This window comes from Haloterrigena salifodinae (genome assembly GCF_003977755.1).
Taxonomy (GTDB): domain Archaea; phylum Halobacteriota; class Halobacteria; order Halobacteriales; family Natrialbaceae; genus Haloterrigena; species Haloterrigena salifodinae.
On record NZ_RQWN01000003.1, the window covers coordinates 332,485 to 346,394 of the forward strand.

14 protein-coding genes are annotated in these 13,910 nt (G+C 66.3%); 7 read left to right on the plus strand and 7 right to left on the minus strand.

Features of this window, described 5'->3' with window-relative positions; genetic code table 11:
- Positions 1-423: 423 nt before the first annotated feature.
- The 4 genes from EH209_RS16185 to tatC all read right to left on the minus strand — a co-directional run bounded on the left by EH209_RS16185 (position 424) and on the right by tatC (position 5,990).
- Positions 424-879, minus strand: coding sequence for a hypothetical protein (locus EH209_RS16185; RefSeq protein ID WP_126663895.1), 456 nt, complete (start codon positions 877-879; stop codon positions 424-426).
- A gap of 208 nt (positions 880-1,087) precedes the next feature.
- Positions 1,088-2,446, minus strand: a complete 1,359-nt coding sequence (locus EH209_RS16190) for an MFS transporter (protein ID WP_126663896.1) — start codon at positions 2,444-2,446, stop codon at positions 1,088-1,090.
- A 30-nt stretch (positions 2,447-2,476) separates the two neighbouring features.
- Positions 2,477-4,600, minus strand: a complete 2,124-nt coding sequence (nasA, locus tag EH209_RS16195) for an assimilatory nitrate reductase NasA (protein ID WP_211338382.1) — start codon at positions 4,598-4,600, stop codon at positions 2,477-2,479.
- Positions 4,601-5,015: 415 nt separating this feature from the next.
- Positions 5,016-5,990 carry a twin-arginine translocase subunit TatC gene (gene tatC / locus EH209_RS16200; RefSeq protein WP_126663898.1) on the minus strand — a complete coding sequence of 325 codons (975 nt, stop codon included), beginning with the start codon at positions 5,988-5,990 and terminating at the stop codon, positions 5,016-5,018.
- Positions 5,991-6,133: 143 nt separating this feature from the next.
- Between tatC and EH209_RS16205 the strand changes: the two genes are divergently transcribed.
- Positions 6,134-8,479, plus strand: a complete 2,346-nt coding sequence (locus tag EH209_RS16205) for a twin-arginine translocase subunit TatC (protein ID WP_126663899.1) — start codon at positions 6,134-6,136, stop codon at positions 8,477-8,479.
- A gap of 59 nt (positions 8,480-8,538) precedes the next feature.
- Positions 8,539-8,721, plus strand: a complete 183-nt coding sequence (locus EH209_RS16210) for a ribbon-helix-helix domain-containing protein (RefSeq protein ID WP_126663900.1) — start codon at positions 8,539-8,541, stop codon at positions 8,719-8,721.
- Positions 8,722-8,863: 142 nt separating this feature from the next.
- Here EH209_RS16210 and EH209_RS16215 read toward each other — a convergent pair whose 3' ends face one another.
- A complete protein-coding gene (locus EH209_RS16215; protein ID WP_126663901.1) occupies positions 8,864-9,646 on the minus strand; it encodes a 23S rRNA (uridine(2552)-2'-O)-methyltransferase in 783 nt (260 codons plus the stop codon).
- A gap of 178 nt (positions 9,647-9,824) precedes the next feature.
- On the opposite strand from EH209_RS16215, the gene EH209_RS16220 reads away from it, so the two are divergent.
- The gene (locus EH209_RS16220; RefSeq protein WP_126663902.1) at positions 9,825-10,070 is read left to right on the plus strand and encodes a DUF7127 family protein; all 246 of its coding nucleotides are present in this window, start codon (positions 9,825-9,827) and stop codon (positions 10,068-10,070) included.
- Here the strand turns inward: EH209_RS16220 and EH209_RS16225 are convergent, their stop codons facing one another.
- Positions 10,071-10,760 carry a hypothetical protein gene (locus EH209_RS16225; RefSeq protein ID WP_126663903.1) on the minus strand — a complete coding sequence of 230 codons (690 nt, stop codon included), beginning with the start codon at positions 10,758-10,760 and terminating at the stop codon, positions 10,071-10,073. It abuts the gene before it with no gap.
- 94 nt (positions 10,761-10,854) lie between these two features.
- Positions 10,855-11,493 carry a uracil-DNA glycosylase gene (locus EH209_RS16230; protein WP_126663904.1) on the minus strand — a complete coding sequence of 213 codons (639 nt, stop codon included), beginning with the start codon at positions 11,491-11,493 and terminating at the stop codon, positions 10,855-10,857.
- 205 nt (positions 11,494-11,698) lie between these two features.
- Here EH209_RS16230 and EH209_RS16235 point away from each other — a divergent pair, with 205 nt between their 5' ends.
- The 4 genes from EH209_RS16235 (at position 11,699) to EH209_RS16250 (ending at position 13,902) form a co-directional block, all read left to right on the plus strand.
- A complete protein-coding gene (locus EH209_RS16235; protein ID WP_126663905.1) occupies positions 11,699-12,343 on the plus strand; it encodes a dienelactone hydrolase family protein in 645 nt (214 codons plus the stop codon).
- A gap of 103 nt (positions 12,344-12,446) precedes the next feature.
- Positions 12,447-12,716, plus strand: coding sequence for a hypothetical protein (locus tag EH209_RS16240; protein WP_126663906.1), 270 nt, complete (start codon positions 12,447-12,449; stop codon positions 12,714-12,716).
- 104 nt (positions 12,717-12,820) lie between these two features.
- Positions 12,821-13,072 (plus strand): PRC-barrel domain containing protein, encoded by a 252-nt coding sequence (locus EH209_RS16245; RefSeq protein WP_126663907.1) that lies wholly within the window; start codon positions 12,821-12,823, stop codon positions 13,070-13,072.
- An 86-nt stretch (positions 13,073-13,158) separates the two neighbouring features.
- On the plus strand, positions 13,159-13,902 hold the full coding sequence (locus tag EH209_RS16250) for a DNA polymerase sliding clamp (protein WP_008893069.1): 744 nt from the start codon (positions 13,159-13,161) through the stop codon (positions 13,900-13,902).
- Positions 13,903-13,910 lie beyond the last annotated feature (8 nt).

Below are 13,910 nucleotides of genomic sequence, written 5' to 3' on the forward strand. Positions count from 1 at the left end.
CGTTGGGGGCCGGCGATGGAATGTTCGCGAGAAGTATGCCGCCTCGAGCGGACGAACGGTCGTCCAGTTCGGTATCAGTAGTTAGTAGCGCGGTTCTCGCTTCAGAAGTATCTCTGAGTCGAAGGCGAGCGATTCGTATCCAACCTGCGGGCCCCTTCCTCAGGGCGAAAGAACGAAATCGCGCTCTGATCACCTGCTCAGCCAGTCCAGTAGCCACTCGCAGGTCGAACTCGACGGACGATCCTAATTCAGGATGGCGGTATCGTTCATTTTTGGGTTGTCGCTCTACGAGCCGTGATCAGGTCGTAGTCCTCGACTCTACGCAACTCGGTACGTGTAGAAGCGTATCGTACAGATGGACGACCGAACGATTGCTGTCGATGTGGCGAGTACGAGTCTGTAGTCTCGACCGGGCTCACCGACTCATTTGAGAGCGTTTATGCGCGGTACGTCTGCACCGGTCGTCTTGAACTGCACTGCGTCGCTGACCTGCACGCTGTTGAATATCATGCGGTCAGTCCGATAGGCCAGCGATTCATCGGTCGCCACGTTCTGTTCCTCATTCGCTGTCTCGTGGTTAATATGAAGATTGTAATAGATATCTTCGTAGTCGGCCTCAAACTGGCGGGCAAGGGCGGCGTCAACTGTTACGTCCTGCCAGTCGGAGAACTCGTCGCGGTACTCGGCATCATCAATAGTGAGTGTTCCTTCGTGTGCTAACACAGTGTGACTCTCGTCGCCACCCCGACCCGTAATCGACTTCGCTTCGACCGTTCCCGTGACTGTTGATGACGCTGTGAGCGTAGCGTTCGCACCGGCTGCAACGGCTCCAAGGCTACCGACTGCACCGAGCGACCGGACGAACGTCCGTCGTTCCATAGAGAGAGATCGGTCGGAAATCCCAATAAATGACCTGTAGACTTAAACAGTAGTTTCACCCAAGCGGACAGGATGTACCGTTCGCTCTCGTATCTCTACTGAACGCGATTTCCACGCGCTGCTCCGAGTACCGAAATCGCATTGCCAACGATTTGTATCGAATCCGAAGGCTCAGTCAGCGATCGACCCGCGATCGAGGCGCGCCCGGTCAGTCGTCGGTGGGTGCCGACGAATTGGCGGGAACGAGCGCCGATCGAGTTCGGTAGAGCCCGCTCGAGAGACCGATCGAGATGACCCCGAAGACGAGGAAGACGACGAAGCCGGTCGCGTAGCCCGGCGTCCCCTGCAGGTCGACGAAGAGGCCGAGGACCGGCGGGATGGCGAAGCCGCCGAAAGCGCCGATGCCGCCGACCAGTCCCGAGGCGCCGCCGACGGCGTCGGGGACGTACGTCGGCACCAGCTGGAAGACGGCCGCGCTGGCGACCCCCATACCCGCGCCGAGCAGTATCGTCGCGGCGACGGCGACGGCGAACTCGCGGGTGACGACGAGCAGCGCCGTCGCGAGTACGATCGCGCCGAAGCTGACGATCGCGGTCGGCTCGCCGCCGAGCCGGTCGCTGACGACGCCACCCGGGACCCGGATCACCGCTGCGAGCAGCGTGAAGGCGACCGCCGTGAGCGCGCCGGCGGTTCGCACGTCGACGCCGTGGACGGCCTGCCAGTACGACGGGAGCCAGGTCGTCAGCGCGAGGAAGCCGCCGAACGAGGTGAAGAACAGCGCGACGAGGACCCACGTCCGAGGAATCCTCGCCGCACCCCGGATCGAGGCCATCGCGTCGCCGCCGGGAAAGAGCTCCTGGCCGCAGGCCTCGGCGCGCCGCCGAGCCTCGCGCTCGCTGACGCCCCGCTTGACGAACTGGAAGTAAGGAGCGTCGACGGCGGAGGATGCGTAGGCGACGGTCCCGACGATCAGGAACGCGAACCACGCGAGGTACGCGCCGGTGAGGCCGAGCACGGCCAGCGCGACGGGGAGGACGAGCGTGAACAGCCCCGGCGACGTGTTGCCGAGTCCGCCGAAGACCGCGAGTACCGTTCCCTGTTTCTCCGAGGGGTACCAGTACGACGTCTGGGTGGACCCGACGGAGAACGTCGCGATGCCACAGCCCGACAGCGCCCCGAAGAAGAACACGATCGGGTAGTGAGCCATCGTGAGCCCGTCCGGATAGGCCGTCAGCAGGAGCACCGACAGTCCGCCCATCCCGACGATCGACAGGCCGAGCAGGACCAGAAACGGTTTCTTCGCGCCGACGTCCTCGACCCACGCCCCGAAGGGGATCCGGAGCAAGGAGCCGGTCAGCTGGGGCGCGGCGACGAGCAGCCCGACCAAGAGCCCGGAGAGCCCCATTGCGTCCTGAAACTCCGAGGCGACGGGCCCGTAGCAGACGACGCCGGCGAAGCCGACGAAAAACCCGAGGGTCGCGGAGGCGACGCCCCGTCGCGGCGTTCCTTGGACGGCCGGCGCGGACGCGTCGCTCGAGTCGGGCGATTCCGACGGTCGCTCACGCATCGATCGAACACCCGAAAACGGCCGCCATCGTTAGGCACTCGCTTCCGCAACCGCCCGCGCCTCCTGCTCGCGAGGCGCCTCGAGGCGGACCGCGCACTGTTTGAAGTTGGGCTCCTTCGAGCGCGGGTCGACGTCCGAGAGCGTGAGTTCGTTGACCGCGGGCTGGTGAATCGGGAGCCAGACCACGCCGTCGGGGATCGACTCGTCGCGCTCGACACGGACGGTGATCGAGCCCCGGCGGGAGACGACGTGAGCGTACTCGGCGGGGTCGTCGTCGGACTCACCGGGTCGGGACTCGAGTTCGTCGGCCAGCGCGGCGGCCGTCGCGGGGCTGACCCGGGCGACGGGGTCGTCTTCGCGCGCGCGGACGCCGGAGTTGTACGCGTCGGGACGCCGGGCCGTCGTCAGCGTGAAGGGGTACTCCTCGTCGGTCGACTCCGGTAGCGGCCGGGCCTCGCCCGTCGAGAACCGCGCGCGGCCGGAAGGGGTCGGGAACGACCACGACTCTTCGCGGATGGTCGCGTCGGCGTCCTCGCCCTCCTCGTCGGTCGCCGGCCCCTCGTAGTAGCGGTAGCCGCCCGAGACGTCCGGTTCCGGCGCGGGCCAGCGAACCGCCACCTCCTCCTCGAGGCGGTCGTAGCTGATCCCCGAGAGGTCGGCGGGGGTGCCCTCGGTCAGCGCCGCCAGTTCGTCGAAGGCCGCGTCGGGCTCGAGCGGGTCGTCGAAGAGGTCGGGGACGAGCCGATCGGCGAGGTCGCCGATCAGTTCGAGGTCGGTCTTGACGCCCGACGGTGTCTCCGTCGCGGCGCGCACGCGCGAGACCGTGCGTTCCATGTTGGTCGTCGTCCCCTCCGACTCGCCCCACGTCGCGGCAGGGAACACGACGTCGGCGAGTTCGACCGTCTCGCTGCGGAAGGCGTCCTGTACGACGAGGAAGGCGTCCTTGAGCTGTTCGCGGACGCGGTTGGCGTCGGGCATGCCGGCGACGGGGTTGGTCGCGACGGCGTAGACGGCGGCGACGTCGTCGCCGATCTCGTCGACGATGCCGACCGGGCCGGGGCCGGGGTCGTCGGGCAGGCGGGATTCGGGAACGTCCCACGTCTCGGCGACCTTGCGGCGGTGGTCGGGATCGGTGAACGGGCGCTGGCCGGGCCATGACCCCTTCGAGGAGCAGACGCGAGTCCCCATCGAATTAGCCTGACCGGTCAGCGAGAACGGGCCCGACCCGGGCCGGAGGTTCCCCGTCGCCAGACAGCAATCGATCAGCGCGCCCGACGCCGCGGTGCCGTTGACGCTCTGGTTGATTCCCATCCCCCAGTAGACGAGCGTGGGATCCTCGAGCGCCGCGGCGATTCGATCGACGTCCTCGAGGGAGACGCCGGCGGCCGCGGCGGCCTCGGCGGCGTCCGGGAGGTCCTCGCGGAGGGCATCGAAACCGTCGGTCGCTTCGGCGACGAACGCCTCGTCGACGCGGTCGGTCTCGACGACGCGCGCGAGGACGGCGCGGGCGAGGTCGAGGTCCCCGCCGGGCGAGAGGGGCACGTGGTGATCTGCGACCTCGGCGGTCTCACTTTCGATGGGGTCGACGACGATCAGTTTCGAATCGTCGTCGTCGGCCGATTGGCTGATCCACCGGAACATGACCGGGTGGGCCGCGGCCGGGTTCGCACCCCAGACGAGGTGGGTCTCGGCCTCGGGGATGTCGTCGTAGGTCGGCGGCGGCGCGTCGCTCCCGAAGGCGTCGTAGTAGGCCGTGACGGCCGAGGCCATACACAGCGTCGTGTTAGCGTCGTAGTACGGCGTGCCGAGGCCCCCACGGGCGAGTTTGCCCAGCGCGTAGGCGGCCTCGTTGGTCTGCTGGCCGCTACCGAGGACGGCGACCCCTTCACCGCCGGCGCCGTGCTCGAGCGCCGCGTCGAGCCCTTCGGCGGCGCGCTCGAGGGCGGTCTCCCAGGTCGTCGGCACCAGTTCGCCGTTCCGGCGGACGAGCGGGCGGGTGAGCCACTCGGCGCCGGGGTCGACGGACTCGGTGATACCGCGCTGACAGGCCAGCCCGTTGTTGACCGGGTGGGCGGCGTCGCCGCGGACGACGTCGAGGCCGTATCCCTGTTCGACGGGACGGTGGACGTGACCGCAGCCGACGGCACACCGCATACACGTCGTCGATACCAGATCAGTCACGCCGTCCACCTCCGACCCGACACGAGACGACCGGCGTGTGATTTACAATCACACTCTGCATCGGGGATTTGACCCAACTTCATGGACTCTTTCACAGAAATAGGGAACGTATGGGGCTACTAAACGGTAATCGTTTACAAACTGTAACTATTTCCCCGATAAAGCGTCCCATCCATCAATCTACGGATGGATAGGGAGAATATAAGGATGTGAAATCATCGGACGAGGGGAGCGATCGGACGGGCGTCCACGAATCGACGGGTCATATGATGGGGACTCGTGACATACGGACGCGGAGCTCGGCTCGAGCCCTCGCGACTGCGGTCGCTCCCGAACGAAACGGTCACAGGAAAATCCGGTCGCGTCGCGAGAATCGCCGACCGAGCGGTCAGTCCCGCCCGACCCACCTCAGGACGAGGAGGGTCCCCTCGAACAGGATGATCATCGTGACGGCGACGATGATTGGCGCCATCCCGGTCGGGTCCATCGTGAACATGAAGGACAGTCCCGCAAAGCCCGCCCAGAAGTAGAGGCGCTTCTGGGCCAGCCAGCGGCGGGTCGTCACGCCCATCATGATCGCGAGCATGATGAACAGCGGAATCTGGAAGACGATCGCGAGGAAGCCGGTCAGCGTGATGATCAGATCGAACGTTTCGCCGAGCGCGTACGCGATATCGGCGCTGCCCTCCGCGTAGTACGTGAAGTACTGGAAGAGGACGGGCAAGACGAGCACGTACGAGAACAGCATGCCGAGCGCGGCGAGAACGACGCTCAGCGGAACGGACGCCAGGTAGTACTTGCGTTCGTGGGGGTACAGCCCTGGCTTCATGAACTTGTAACACTCGTAGACGAACGTCGGCAGGGCCACCATGATGCCCAGCAGCGCCGAGAGCTTGATCCGCGTCATCCACAACTCGAGCGGATGGTAGATATGCGGCGGCGGCACTTGCTCGGCCTGGGTCGGGAAGACGTCGAGCCAGATGAACTCGAGGGCCTCCGACGCCCCCAGCAGGCCGATCGCGGTCCCGGTCGCCCCGAACAGGAGGACGATCGCGAACCGGAGCACCATCTCCTCGATGTGATCGGCCAACGGCATCTCCTCGTCGTCCGGGGGCGTTGAGATGCCGCCGATATCGTCGTCGGGGTCGGGGTAGTCGGTCTCGCCGTGATCGGCGTGGTCGCCGACGACGCCCTCGCCGTCGGTTTCGATCGGCCGGCCGTCGGAATCGGGCTCCTCTCCGCCGTCAGTCACGACCGGCGGGGCGTCGTCACTCCCGCCGTCGATCGGCGGGTCCACGGTGGGCGACTCCCGTGGTTCCGTGGACCCCTCGACGTCCCTACGGTTCGCCGGCTCGTCCGACATCTATAGAGGTATGACGGGCCCCCGGTTATAGGCCTTTTTCTTACGGACATCCTGCGAAAGCGATGAAGGTCGAGTACGCGCCCGTAGCCGGCCCCAGCACACGAAAGGTTGATAACTGGATGTCAGTTAGCCACAGACGATAAATGAGTTCTGCCGTCGACGAAGATACGGCCAAAGCCATCAACGCCGGTCGGGAGACGATCGGTACGATGCTCTCGACCGCGCAGACGCATCTCCAGAAGGTATTCATCGTCTTCGTCATCGGCTTCATCGGGTCCTTCTACGCCCTTCGCGTTTTCGTCTGGGACTTCCTCGAGGCGACGGCGAAAGCGCAGATGAACGAAGAAATCGCCGAAGCGACGAATATCATCACCCGTACGCCGTTCGAGGTCATCCTCTTGCAGGCGAAGATCGGGATGCTGATCGGCGTCATCGTCGCGATCCCGGCACTGCTGTTCTTCTCGCGGCACACGCTTCGCGAGCGCGGTTTCCAGTCGGCATTTCCCGTCTCGCGCGGATACATCGCCGCCTTCGCGCTGATGTCGTTCGCGCTGTTCTGGATCGGCGTCGCGTACGCGTACGGCGTCTTCTTCCCGTTCACCTTCTCCTTCCTCGGCAAGATCGCCTACGACACCGGCGTCACGCCGAGCTGGGGCATCACCGAGTTCACCGAGTTCGTCGCCCTGTTGACCATCTCGTTCGGTCTAGCGGCGCAACTGCCGCTGGCGATGAGCGTCCTCTCGTACACCGAAATCGTTTCCTACGAGACGTTCCGGGACAAGTGGCGCCACGCGATCGTCGCGATCACGGTCTTCGGCGCGTTCTTCTCTCCACCGGACCCGTTCACGCAGGTCATGTGGGCGCTGCCGCTGATGGCCCTCTACGGCTTCAGTCTCGGCCTCGCGAAGGTCGTCGCCAACATCCGCCGGCGCGGCGCGGCCGAACTCGAGACAGGCACCGCGTTTATGAAACGGCGCCTCCTCCAGTTCGTCGGCGTACTGGTGCTCGTCGCCGCCGGGACGACCGCCTTCGTCAATCGCGACGGGTTCGATCGACTCGACGAAGCCGTCTTTCCGCTGCTCCCGGCACCGATTCGTCCCGAGGGAACGCTCGGTCTCGAGACGTACGCGGCCGAACACGGCCTGCTGGGTGACGCCGCCGTCGGCGGCATGGTCGCCGCCGCGGTCGGGTTCCTCGCCCTCCTCGTCTACACGATCCGCGTGTTACAGGCGCCGATCTACCCTCGGGAGGACGACCTTCGGAACGCGGAAGACCCCGAGGACGTCGACTTCGAGACGCTCTCGGTCGATGACATCGGGGAGATTCCGGCGACGGTCTTCCTCTCGATGGACGAAGAGGAGGCCCTCGACCACTCCCGACAGGCGATGTACGACGATAACCGGGAGAAGGCCCAGACGATCCTCGACCGGTTCGACACGCTGCAGGAACAGCAGGCGGGCGACGACGCGGACGGCGAGGGCGGCGCCGCAGCCGCCGACGCGGCCGGCGGGGCGGCCGGCGGAGCCGGCGGTGACGACGACGACGAGAGCGTCTTCTCGAGCACCGCCGCGGGAATGCTCGACGCGTTCACCGAAGACGAGACCACCGAGGAGGACATCGGCGGCTACGCCTACGATCTAGCCTTCATCGTCGACAGCCTCACGTCGAAAGCGATCTACATCGTCGGCGTCTTCATGGCCGTTCTCGGTAGTTCGTTCCTCGCGATGTATCAGGGCGGATTCGGATTCATCCTCGCCCAGTTCGTCGATCGCGTCCCGCCGGAAGTCCTCAATGAAGTCACCGAGAACGCGGGCGAGACGAGTCAGGTGACGCCGGCGGTGATCGAGGAGCTCGGGCTGGTCGTCGCCTTACACCCCGTCGAAGTGCTGATCTTCATGGTGAAGGTGAGTACGATCCTCGGGTTCATCGCCGTCGTCCCCCTGATCATGTACTGGGGCTGGCCGGCAGCCAGAGAGCGCGGGCTGGTCCGGGGCGACCCGCGGGTGTTCCTCGTCTGGGGACTCGCGATATTCCTCGGCTTCGGCGCCGGGCTGTTCGTCGGGTTCTACTGGATCGCCCCGTCGATAATCTCGTATCTCATCACCGACGCCCTCCAGAACGGCATAGTCGTCTCCTTCCGGATCAACAGCTTCTCCTGGCTGGTGATCTACACGACCCTCGGCGTCGGCTTCCTCTTCAACATCATCGTCACGATGGCGCTGTTCCACGTCGGCGGCATCGTCAGCTACCGGACGATGCTCGGGCGCTGGCGACCCGTCGTCGTCGGCATCTTCACGCTGGCCGCCTTCGCTAGCCCGAAGGGCGTCCTGACGATGCTGATGCTGGCGATTCCGCTGGCGCTGACGTACCTGCTCGGGCTCATCCTCCTCTACGTGCTCACCGCCGGCGGCCGCCTGTTCGGCGGCGGCGGGGGCGGCGAACCGGCCGACCCGGAGCCCGAACCCGAATCGGGCGCGACCCCCGAGTAGTCGGTCGCCGCCGTCGTGACAACGACTGTTAAGACGGCCGCCTGCAAACGATCACGCAAATGCCGAAGATCAGCGTCGAAATTCCACAGGAACTGCTGGACGATCTGGACGATCACGTCGGCGACGAAGGCAAGTTCGTCAACCGCAGCGACGCGATCCGCGCGTCGGTTCGCAAGACCCTCGACCTGTTAGACGAGATCGACGAGCGACACGACCGACTCGAGGCCGACGAGCGGGAGTAAGCAGTTCGCCGCGACGGATCCGCGGGTACAGAGGACCAAGTAGCGGTGCGACGCGGCGCCAGTGGCGCGAAAAACGGCGCCAACAGCAGGATTCGAGCGCGGGACGAACCGAGTCAGCTCGAGTCGTCCCGAACCGGCGTCCTCACTCCTCGAGGGGCTGTGCGAACCCGAAGTTCGGCTTGACATCCTCGATTCGGACGTCGACGACGTCGCCCGACTCGGTGCCGGGAACGAACAGGCGGTAGCCGTCGACGCTTGCGATCCCGTCGCCCTCGCTACCGACGTCGACGATCTCGACCTCGAGTTCGTCGCCCTCTCGGACGGGGGCGGTGAGACGGCCCTTCCCGATCAGGTAGATCTCGGAGGACTCCTCGCGGCTGGCCTTCGGCGCGGTCGCGCGGACGTACTGGAACTCGTCGTCGATGTCGGCCCGGAGGTCGTCGACGTCCGGCCCCTCGAAGACCTTCACGACGAAGTTGCCGCCGGACTCGAGGAGTTCGAGCGCGGTCTCGAAGGCCTGACGCGCGAGGTACAGCGAGCGGGCCTGGTCCAGCGAGTACTCCCCGGACATGTTAGGTGCCATGTCCGAGACGACCACGTCCACGGAGCCGCCCGCGGCGTCGGTGACGCGGTCGCGGGTCTTCTCCTCGGTCATGTCGCCGCGGATCGTCTCGACGCGCTCGTTCAGCGTCTCGTCCTCTAAGTCCTTGATCCGCTGGAGGTCGACGCCGATGACGGTTCCCTGCGGACCGACCTTCTCGGCGGCGACCTGCAGCCAGCCGCCGGGGGCGGCACCAAGGTCGACGACCGCGTCGCGTCCGGAGATAACGTTCTCGAGGTCGTCGAGCTGTTTGAGTTTGTAGGCCGCCCGACTCCGGTAGCCCTGCTGTTTCGCCCTGTTGTAGTAGTCGTCTTTGCGAGCCATGATCGAGTTGTGACATCGCTAGTGGCCCGGTACGGATAGGTGTGGCGAGATGACGGCCGGAAACGCCATCGAGACCGGTGGAGACCAGTCGACGGCCCGAAAATCGGAGCGCTCGCGGAACCGGAAGGTAGCAGTTTCGTGCATGCTGCTTACGGCGAGCGGCCGCGACCGCTCGCACATGGACACGCCACCAGAACTGGAAGCCGCGGTCGACGATCGCGACGACGTCACGATTACGAAACGCGAGTACGGCACCGAGCAGGTCATCGCCGTCGATTTCGGCCCGACCGGCGCCAAGCCGTCGCTCGACGTCGTCGAGGGGACGGCAATCGTCGTCGTCGACGGCCAACAGTTCGAGTTCGACATCCCCGCCGGCGCGAGCGACGTGACGGTCAACGACGGAATCCTGACGATTACGAACTGATCAGTCGCTCGAGTCGCCGGGGTCGCCCCGGCGGGCGACGTCCTCCTCGGAATCGATCTCGGCCTCCGGCTCGCCGTCGGTCACCTCGTCGGGATCGACGTCGACGTCGTCGCGGTCGCGGTCGTCGGCGGTCGTCTCCTCGACCCGGCCCGCCGTATCCTGTGACGATTCGATCTCCGCCGGCGACTCCATCTGGTCGTCGGGATCGACCCGCGGCCCATCCTCCGGGGAGTCGTAGAACTCGTCGTCCTCGACCATCGGGTCCGTCCCCTCTCGGTTGCCGATTTCGTTATCCGGCGTCGTCCCGGGCTCGTCGGGCGGCGCTTCGGTGGGGTTCGAGGCTACCGGCTCGCCGGGGTCGTAGTCGGCGTCCTGGGAGCCGATCTCGGCAGCCCCGTCGTCGGACGACGCCTCCTCGTTCGGCTCGTCGCCCGACGTGACGGCGTCCGCCGCGACCTCGGCTTCGAGTCGGATCGCGTCCCCGGTCCATTCGCCGACGGCGCTGTCGGCAAGCGGGACAGCCTCCTCGCCGCTCCCCCAGTCGAGAGCGGCTCGCGTCGAGTCGCCGACGTCCGACGCTGGTTCCACGTAGGCGGTCTCCGGATCGACGTCGGCGACGACACCGACCCGTTCGCCGTCGGCCGTCTCAACGGGCTTTCCGACGTCGTCGCTGGTGAAGCTCGGGCTCATCTCCTCGGGGTTCGCCCGGCCAGAAAAAGCCCTTCCTGCCTGCAGGTGCTCGGGCGCTCACCGACCGACACCGCCGGTTATCGGGGTCAAGCGCTCACGCCGACTCGAGGGCCGCCCGCAGATCCGACTCGATCGCGTCGACCTTACTCCGGTCGTACAGCGCTGCGGCCGGGTGAAACGACGGGCGGACGATCCGCTCCGTCCGTTCTCCCGGGTCGGACCCTCCCTCGCTCGAGGAGTCGGTATCCTCCCCGTCCGAGGCGTGCGAAGCGGGTGGCACCTCGCGCTCGAATGCCTCGCCGTGCAGGTCCGTGATCGTCTCGTCGGTCTCGAGGAGTTCGGCTGTCGAGAAACTGCCCATCGGGACGACGACCGCGGGATCGACGCGCTCGAGTTCGGCCTCGAGCACCGGCCACCAGGCCTCGATCTCGTCGACGTGAGGATCGCGGTTCTCCGGCGGCCGCACCTTGACGAGGTTGGTGATGTACAACTCCCGCCGGTCGTGGCCGATCGACTCGAGGGCGCGGTTCAGTTGCTGGCCGGCCTGGCCGACGAACGGTTCGCCCTGCTCGACTTCCTGGCCGCCCGGCGCCTCGCCGACGAGCATCACGTCGGCCGACAGCGGCCCGACGCCGGGGACGAACTGTTCCGGATCGCGGTGCTCGTCTGGCACCGCCTCGAGCGCGTCGGCGAAGACGTCCTCGAACGTCCAGTCTGTGTCCGGGTCGCTCATGGTGGCAAGCTACGACTGCCGCGGAAAACACCGTTTCCTTGCGTGCGCACCCTGCGAGCGGTCTCGAGCGCGACCGCTTTCGGCCCGAGGGTCGTTCGCAAGCGCGTTCGGTACGAGCGCGGCCGCCGCGCCGAACGATCCCCTCGAGCGATCGGCGGCGACGCCGCCCCCAACACTCAACTCCGTCCTCGGTGGAGCGACGCGTATGCCGGCCGACGGATCGCCCACCGTGACCGACATCGAGTTGCCCGACGCGACCCTCGAGGGAGAACTCGCCGTCCCGGAGGGATCGAACGGCCTGGTCGTCTTCGCCCACGGAAGCGGCAGCAGCAGGCACAGCCCGCGGAACAACTTCGTGGCGGAGCGGTTACGCGAGCGGGGGCTGGGAACGCTCCTGTTCGATCTGCTCACCGAACGCGAAGACCGGGACCGGGAGACCCGGTTCGACATCCCGCTGTTGACCGATCGGCTCGTCGCGACGACCGAGTGGCTCCGCGAGCGTCCGGAGAGCGGTGGCCGCACGGTCGGCTATTTCGGCGCGAGCACGGGCGCCGCAGCGGCGCTCCGCGGAGCGGTCCGCCCGGAGACCGAGATCGGGGCGGTCGTCTCTCGGGGCGGCCGCGTCGATCTGGCGGCCGAGGTCGTCGACGACGTCCGCGCGCCGACGCTGCTGATCGTCGGCGGCGAGGATGAGTCGGTCCTGCAGGTGAACCGCGAGGTCCACGACGCGCTGGCCTGCGAGCGGGACCTCCGGATCGTCGAGGGCGCCGGCCACCTCTTCGAGGGCGAGGGCGAACTCGAGGCCGTCGCCGACCGCGCCGCCGACTGGTTCGCGACCCACCTCGAGTGAGTTGCGAACGGACTCGTCGCCCTTCGATCGGCTTCGGATCCCGACTCGGGAGGGAGCGTATTCAGGGTGTACCGTTAGGCGCGCGGCCGACGGACGTCCGCGTATGGCAGACGTACCAGACGTCAACAAGGTGGAGACCGAGGACGACTACATCCACGTTCGGTTCCGCGATCCGGACGAGTACGACGAGGTCCGGACGCCCGACTGGGCGGAGGATCCGGCGGAGTCCGTCTCCGAGGGGAGCGAGGTACGTACCGGGAAGGTCGAGGGTGAGGACGACTGGGAGGTAACCAGCGTACTCATCAAGAAAAGCGTTGGCGAGGACAAAGCCGAGGAAGAGGCGAAAGAGATCGTCGAAAAGATCGAATCCTGACGGGGTCGAGCGGTCCGCGGTCCGCGATCCGCGACCAGCCTCCGATTGACTCGGTTGCGAACACCGGGCCAGCAGGTATTCCGTCGAACAGTGGACGGCTACGCATGAGCGAGGAGATCACGGCGGACGAAGCCGGAAAACGGATCCTCGACAGCAACGGCACCGAGATCGGCGTCGTAGTCGACATTGACGCCAACAAGGGGACGGTGTCCGTCGAACCCGAGCAGGCGAAACTCGGCGGCGACCTCGAGAGCCGACTGGGCTGGGGGCGGGACGCCCAGAGCCAGTACCCGCTCCGCCACGATGCGATCGACGACATCACCGACGAGGCGATCCGGTTACGCGAGGAGTACTGACCGGATCCGCGGCCGCGAGCGATCGCCTCCGCGGAGTCGCGCGTAAAGGGTGGCTTTTTATGGCAACCGTCCGTAGCCCGGCGTATATGTTCAAGGCCATCGTGAGCGCGGAAACGCTCACCAGCGCGCTCGATTCGATCAGCGTGCTGGTCGACGAGTGCAAGATCCACCTCGAGGAGGACGGCCTCGAAATCCGGGCCGTCGATCCCGCTAACGTCGGCATGGTCGACCTCTCGCTCGATGCCTCGGCGTTCGAATCCTACGAGGCCGACGGCGGGCTGATCGGCGTCGACCTCTCGCGGCTCGAGGACATCGCGAGCATGGCCGAGTCCGGCCAGCTCGTCCAGCTCGAACTCGACGAAGAGACGCGGAAGCTACAGATCCAGATCGAAGGGCTCGAGTACACCCTGGCGCTGATCGACCCCGACTCGATCCGCCAGGAGCCGGACATTCCGGACCTCGATCTACCCGCGGAGGTCGTCCTTGAGGGGAAAGACGTCAACCGATCGGTCAAGGCCGCCGACATGGTCTCCGACCACATCGCGCTGGGCGTCGACGAGGGCGAGGAGTACTTCTACGTCGACGCGGAGGGCGACACCGACGACGTCCACCTCGAACTCACCGAAGCGGATCTGATCGACCTGCAGGTCGGCCCGGCCCACTCGCTGTTCTCGCTGGACTACCTGAAGGACATGAACAAGGCAATCCCCTCGGATACCGAAGTCACGCTCCACCTCGGCGAGGAGTTCCCGGTCAAGATCTACTTCGGCTTCGCGGAGGGGCAGGGTCAGGTCACCTACATGCTCGCGCCGCGCATCCAGAGCGACTGAATCGAACC

What these genes read in the sequence shown, in the direction of transcription:
- EH209_RS16185 (WP_126663895.1), bottom strand. Translation starts at nt 879, where the DNA reads ATGGAACGACGGACGTTCGTCCGGTCGCTCGGTGCAGTCGGTAGCCTT.
- EH209_RS16190 (WP_126663896.1), bottom strand. Translation starts at nt 2,446, where the DNA reads ATGCGTGAGCGACCGTCGGAATCGCCCGACTCGAGCGACGCGTCCGCG.
- nasA (WP_211338382.1), bottom strand. Translation starts at nt 4,600, where the DNA reads ATGCGGTGTGCCGTCGGCTGCGGTCACGTCCACCGTCCCGTCGAACAG.
- tatC (WP_126663898.1), bottom strand. Translation starts at nt 5,990, where the DNA reads ATGTCGGACGAGCCGGCGAACCGTAGGGACGTCGAGGGGTCCACGGAA.
- EH209_RS16205 (WP_126663899.1), top strand. Translation starts at nt 6,134, where the DNA reads ATGAGTTCTGCCGTCGACGAAGATACGGCCAAAGCCATCAACGCCGGT.
- EH209_RS16210 (WP_126663900.1), top strand. Translation starts at nt 8,539, where the DNA reads ATGCCGAAGATCAGCGTCGAAATTCCACAGGAACTGCTGGACGATCTG.
- EH209_RS16215 (WP_126663901.1), bottom strand. Translation starts at nt 9,646, where the DNA reads ATGGCTCGCAAAGACGACTACTACAACAGGGCGAAACAGCAGGGCTAC.
- EH209_RS16220 (WP_126663902.1), top strand. Translation starts at nt 9,825, where the DNA reads ATGGACACGCCACCAGAACTGGAAGCCGCGGTCGACGATCGCGACGAC.
- EH209_RS16225 (WP_126663903.1), bottom strand. Translation starts at nt 10,760, where the DNA reads ATGAGCCCGAGCTTCACCAGCGACGACGTCGGAAAGCCCGTTGAGACG.
- EH209_RS16230 (WP_126663904.1), bottom strand. Translation starts at nt 11,493, where the DNA reads ATGAGCGACCCGGACACAGACTGGACGTTCGAGGACGTCTTCGCCGAC.
- EH209_RS16235 (WP_126663905.1), top strand. Translation starts at nt 11,699, where the DNA reads ATGCCGGCCGACGGATCGCCCACCGTGACCGACATCGAGTTGCCCGAC.
- EH209_RS16240 (WP_126663906.1), top strand. Translation starts at nt 12,447, where the DNA reads ATGGCAGACGTACCAGACGTCAACAAGGTGGAGACCGAGGACGACTAC.
- EH209_RS16245 (WP_126663907.1), top strand. Translation starts at nt 12,821, where the DNA reads ATGAGCGAGGAGATCACGGCGGACGAAGCCGGAAAACGGATCCTCGAC.
- EH209_RS16250 (WP_008893069.1), top strand. Translation starts at nt 13,159, where the DNA reads ATGTTCAAGGCCATCGTGAGCGCGGAAACGCTCACCAGCGCGCTCGAT.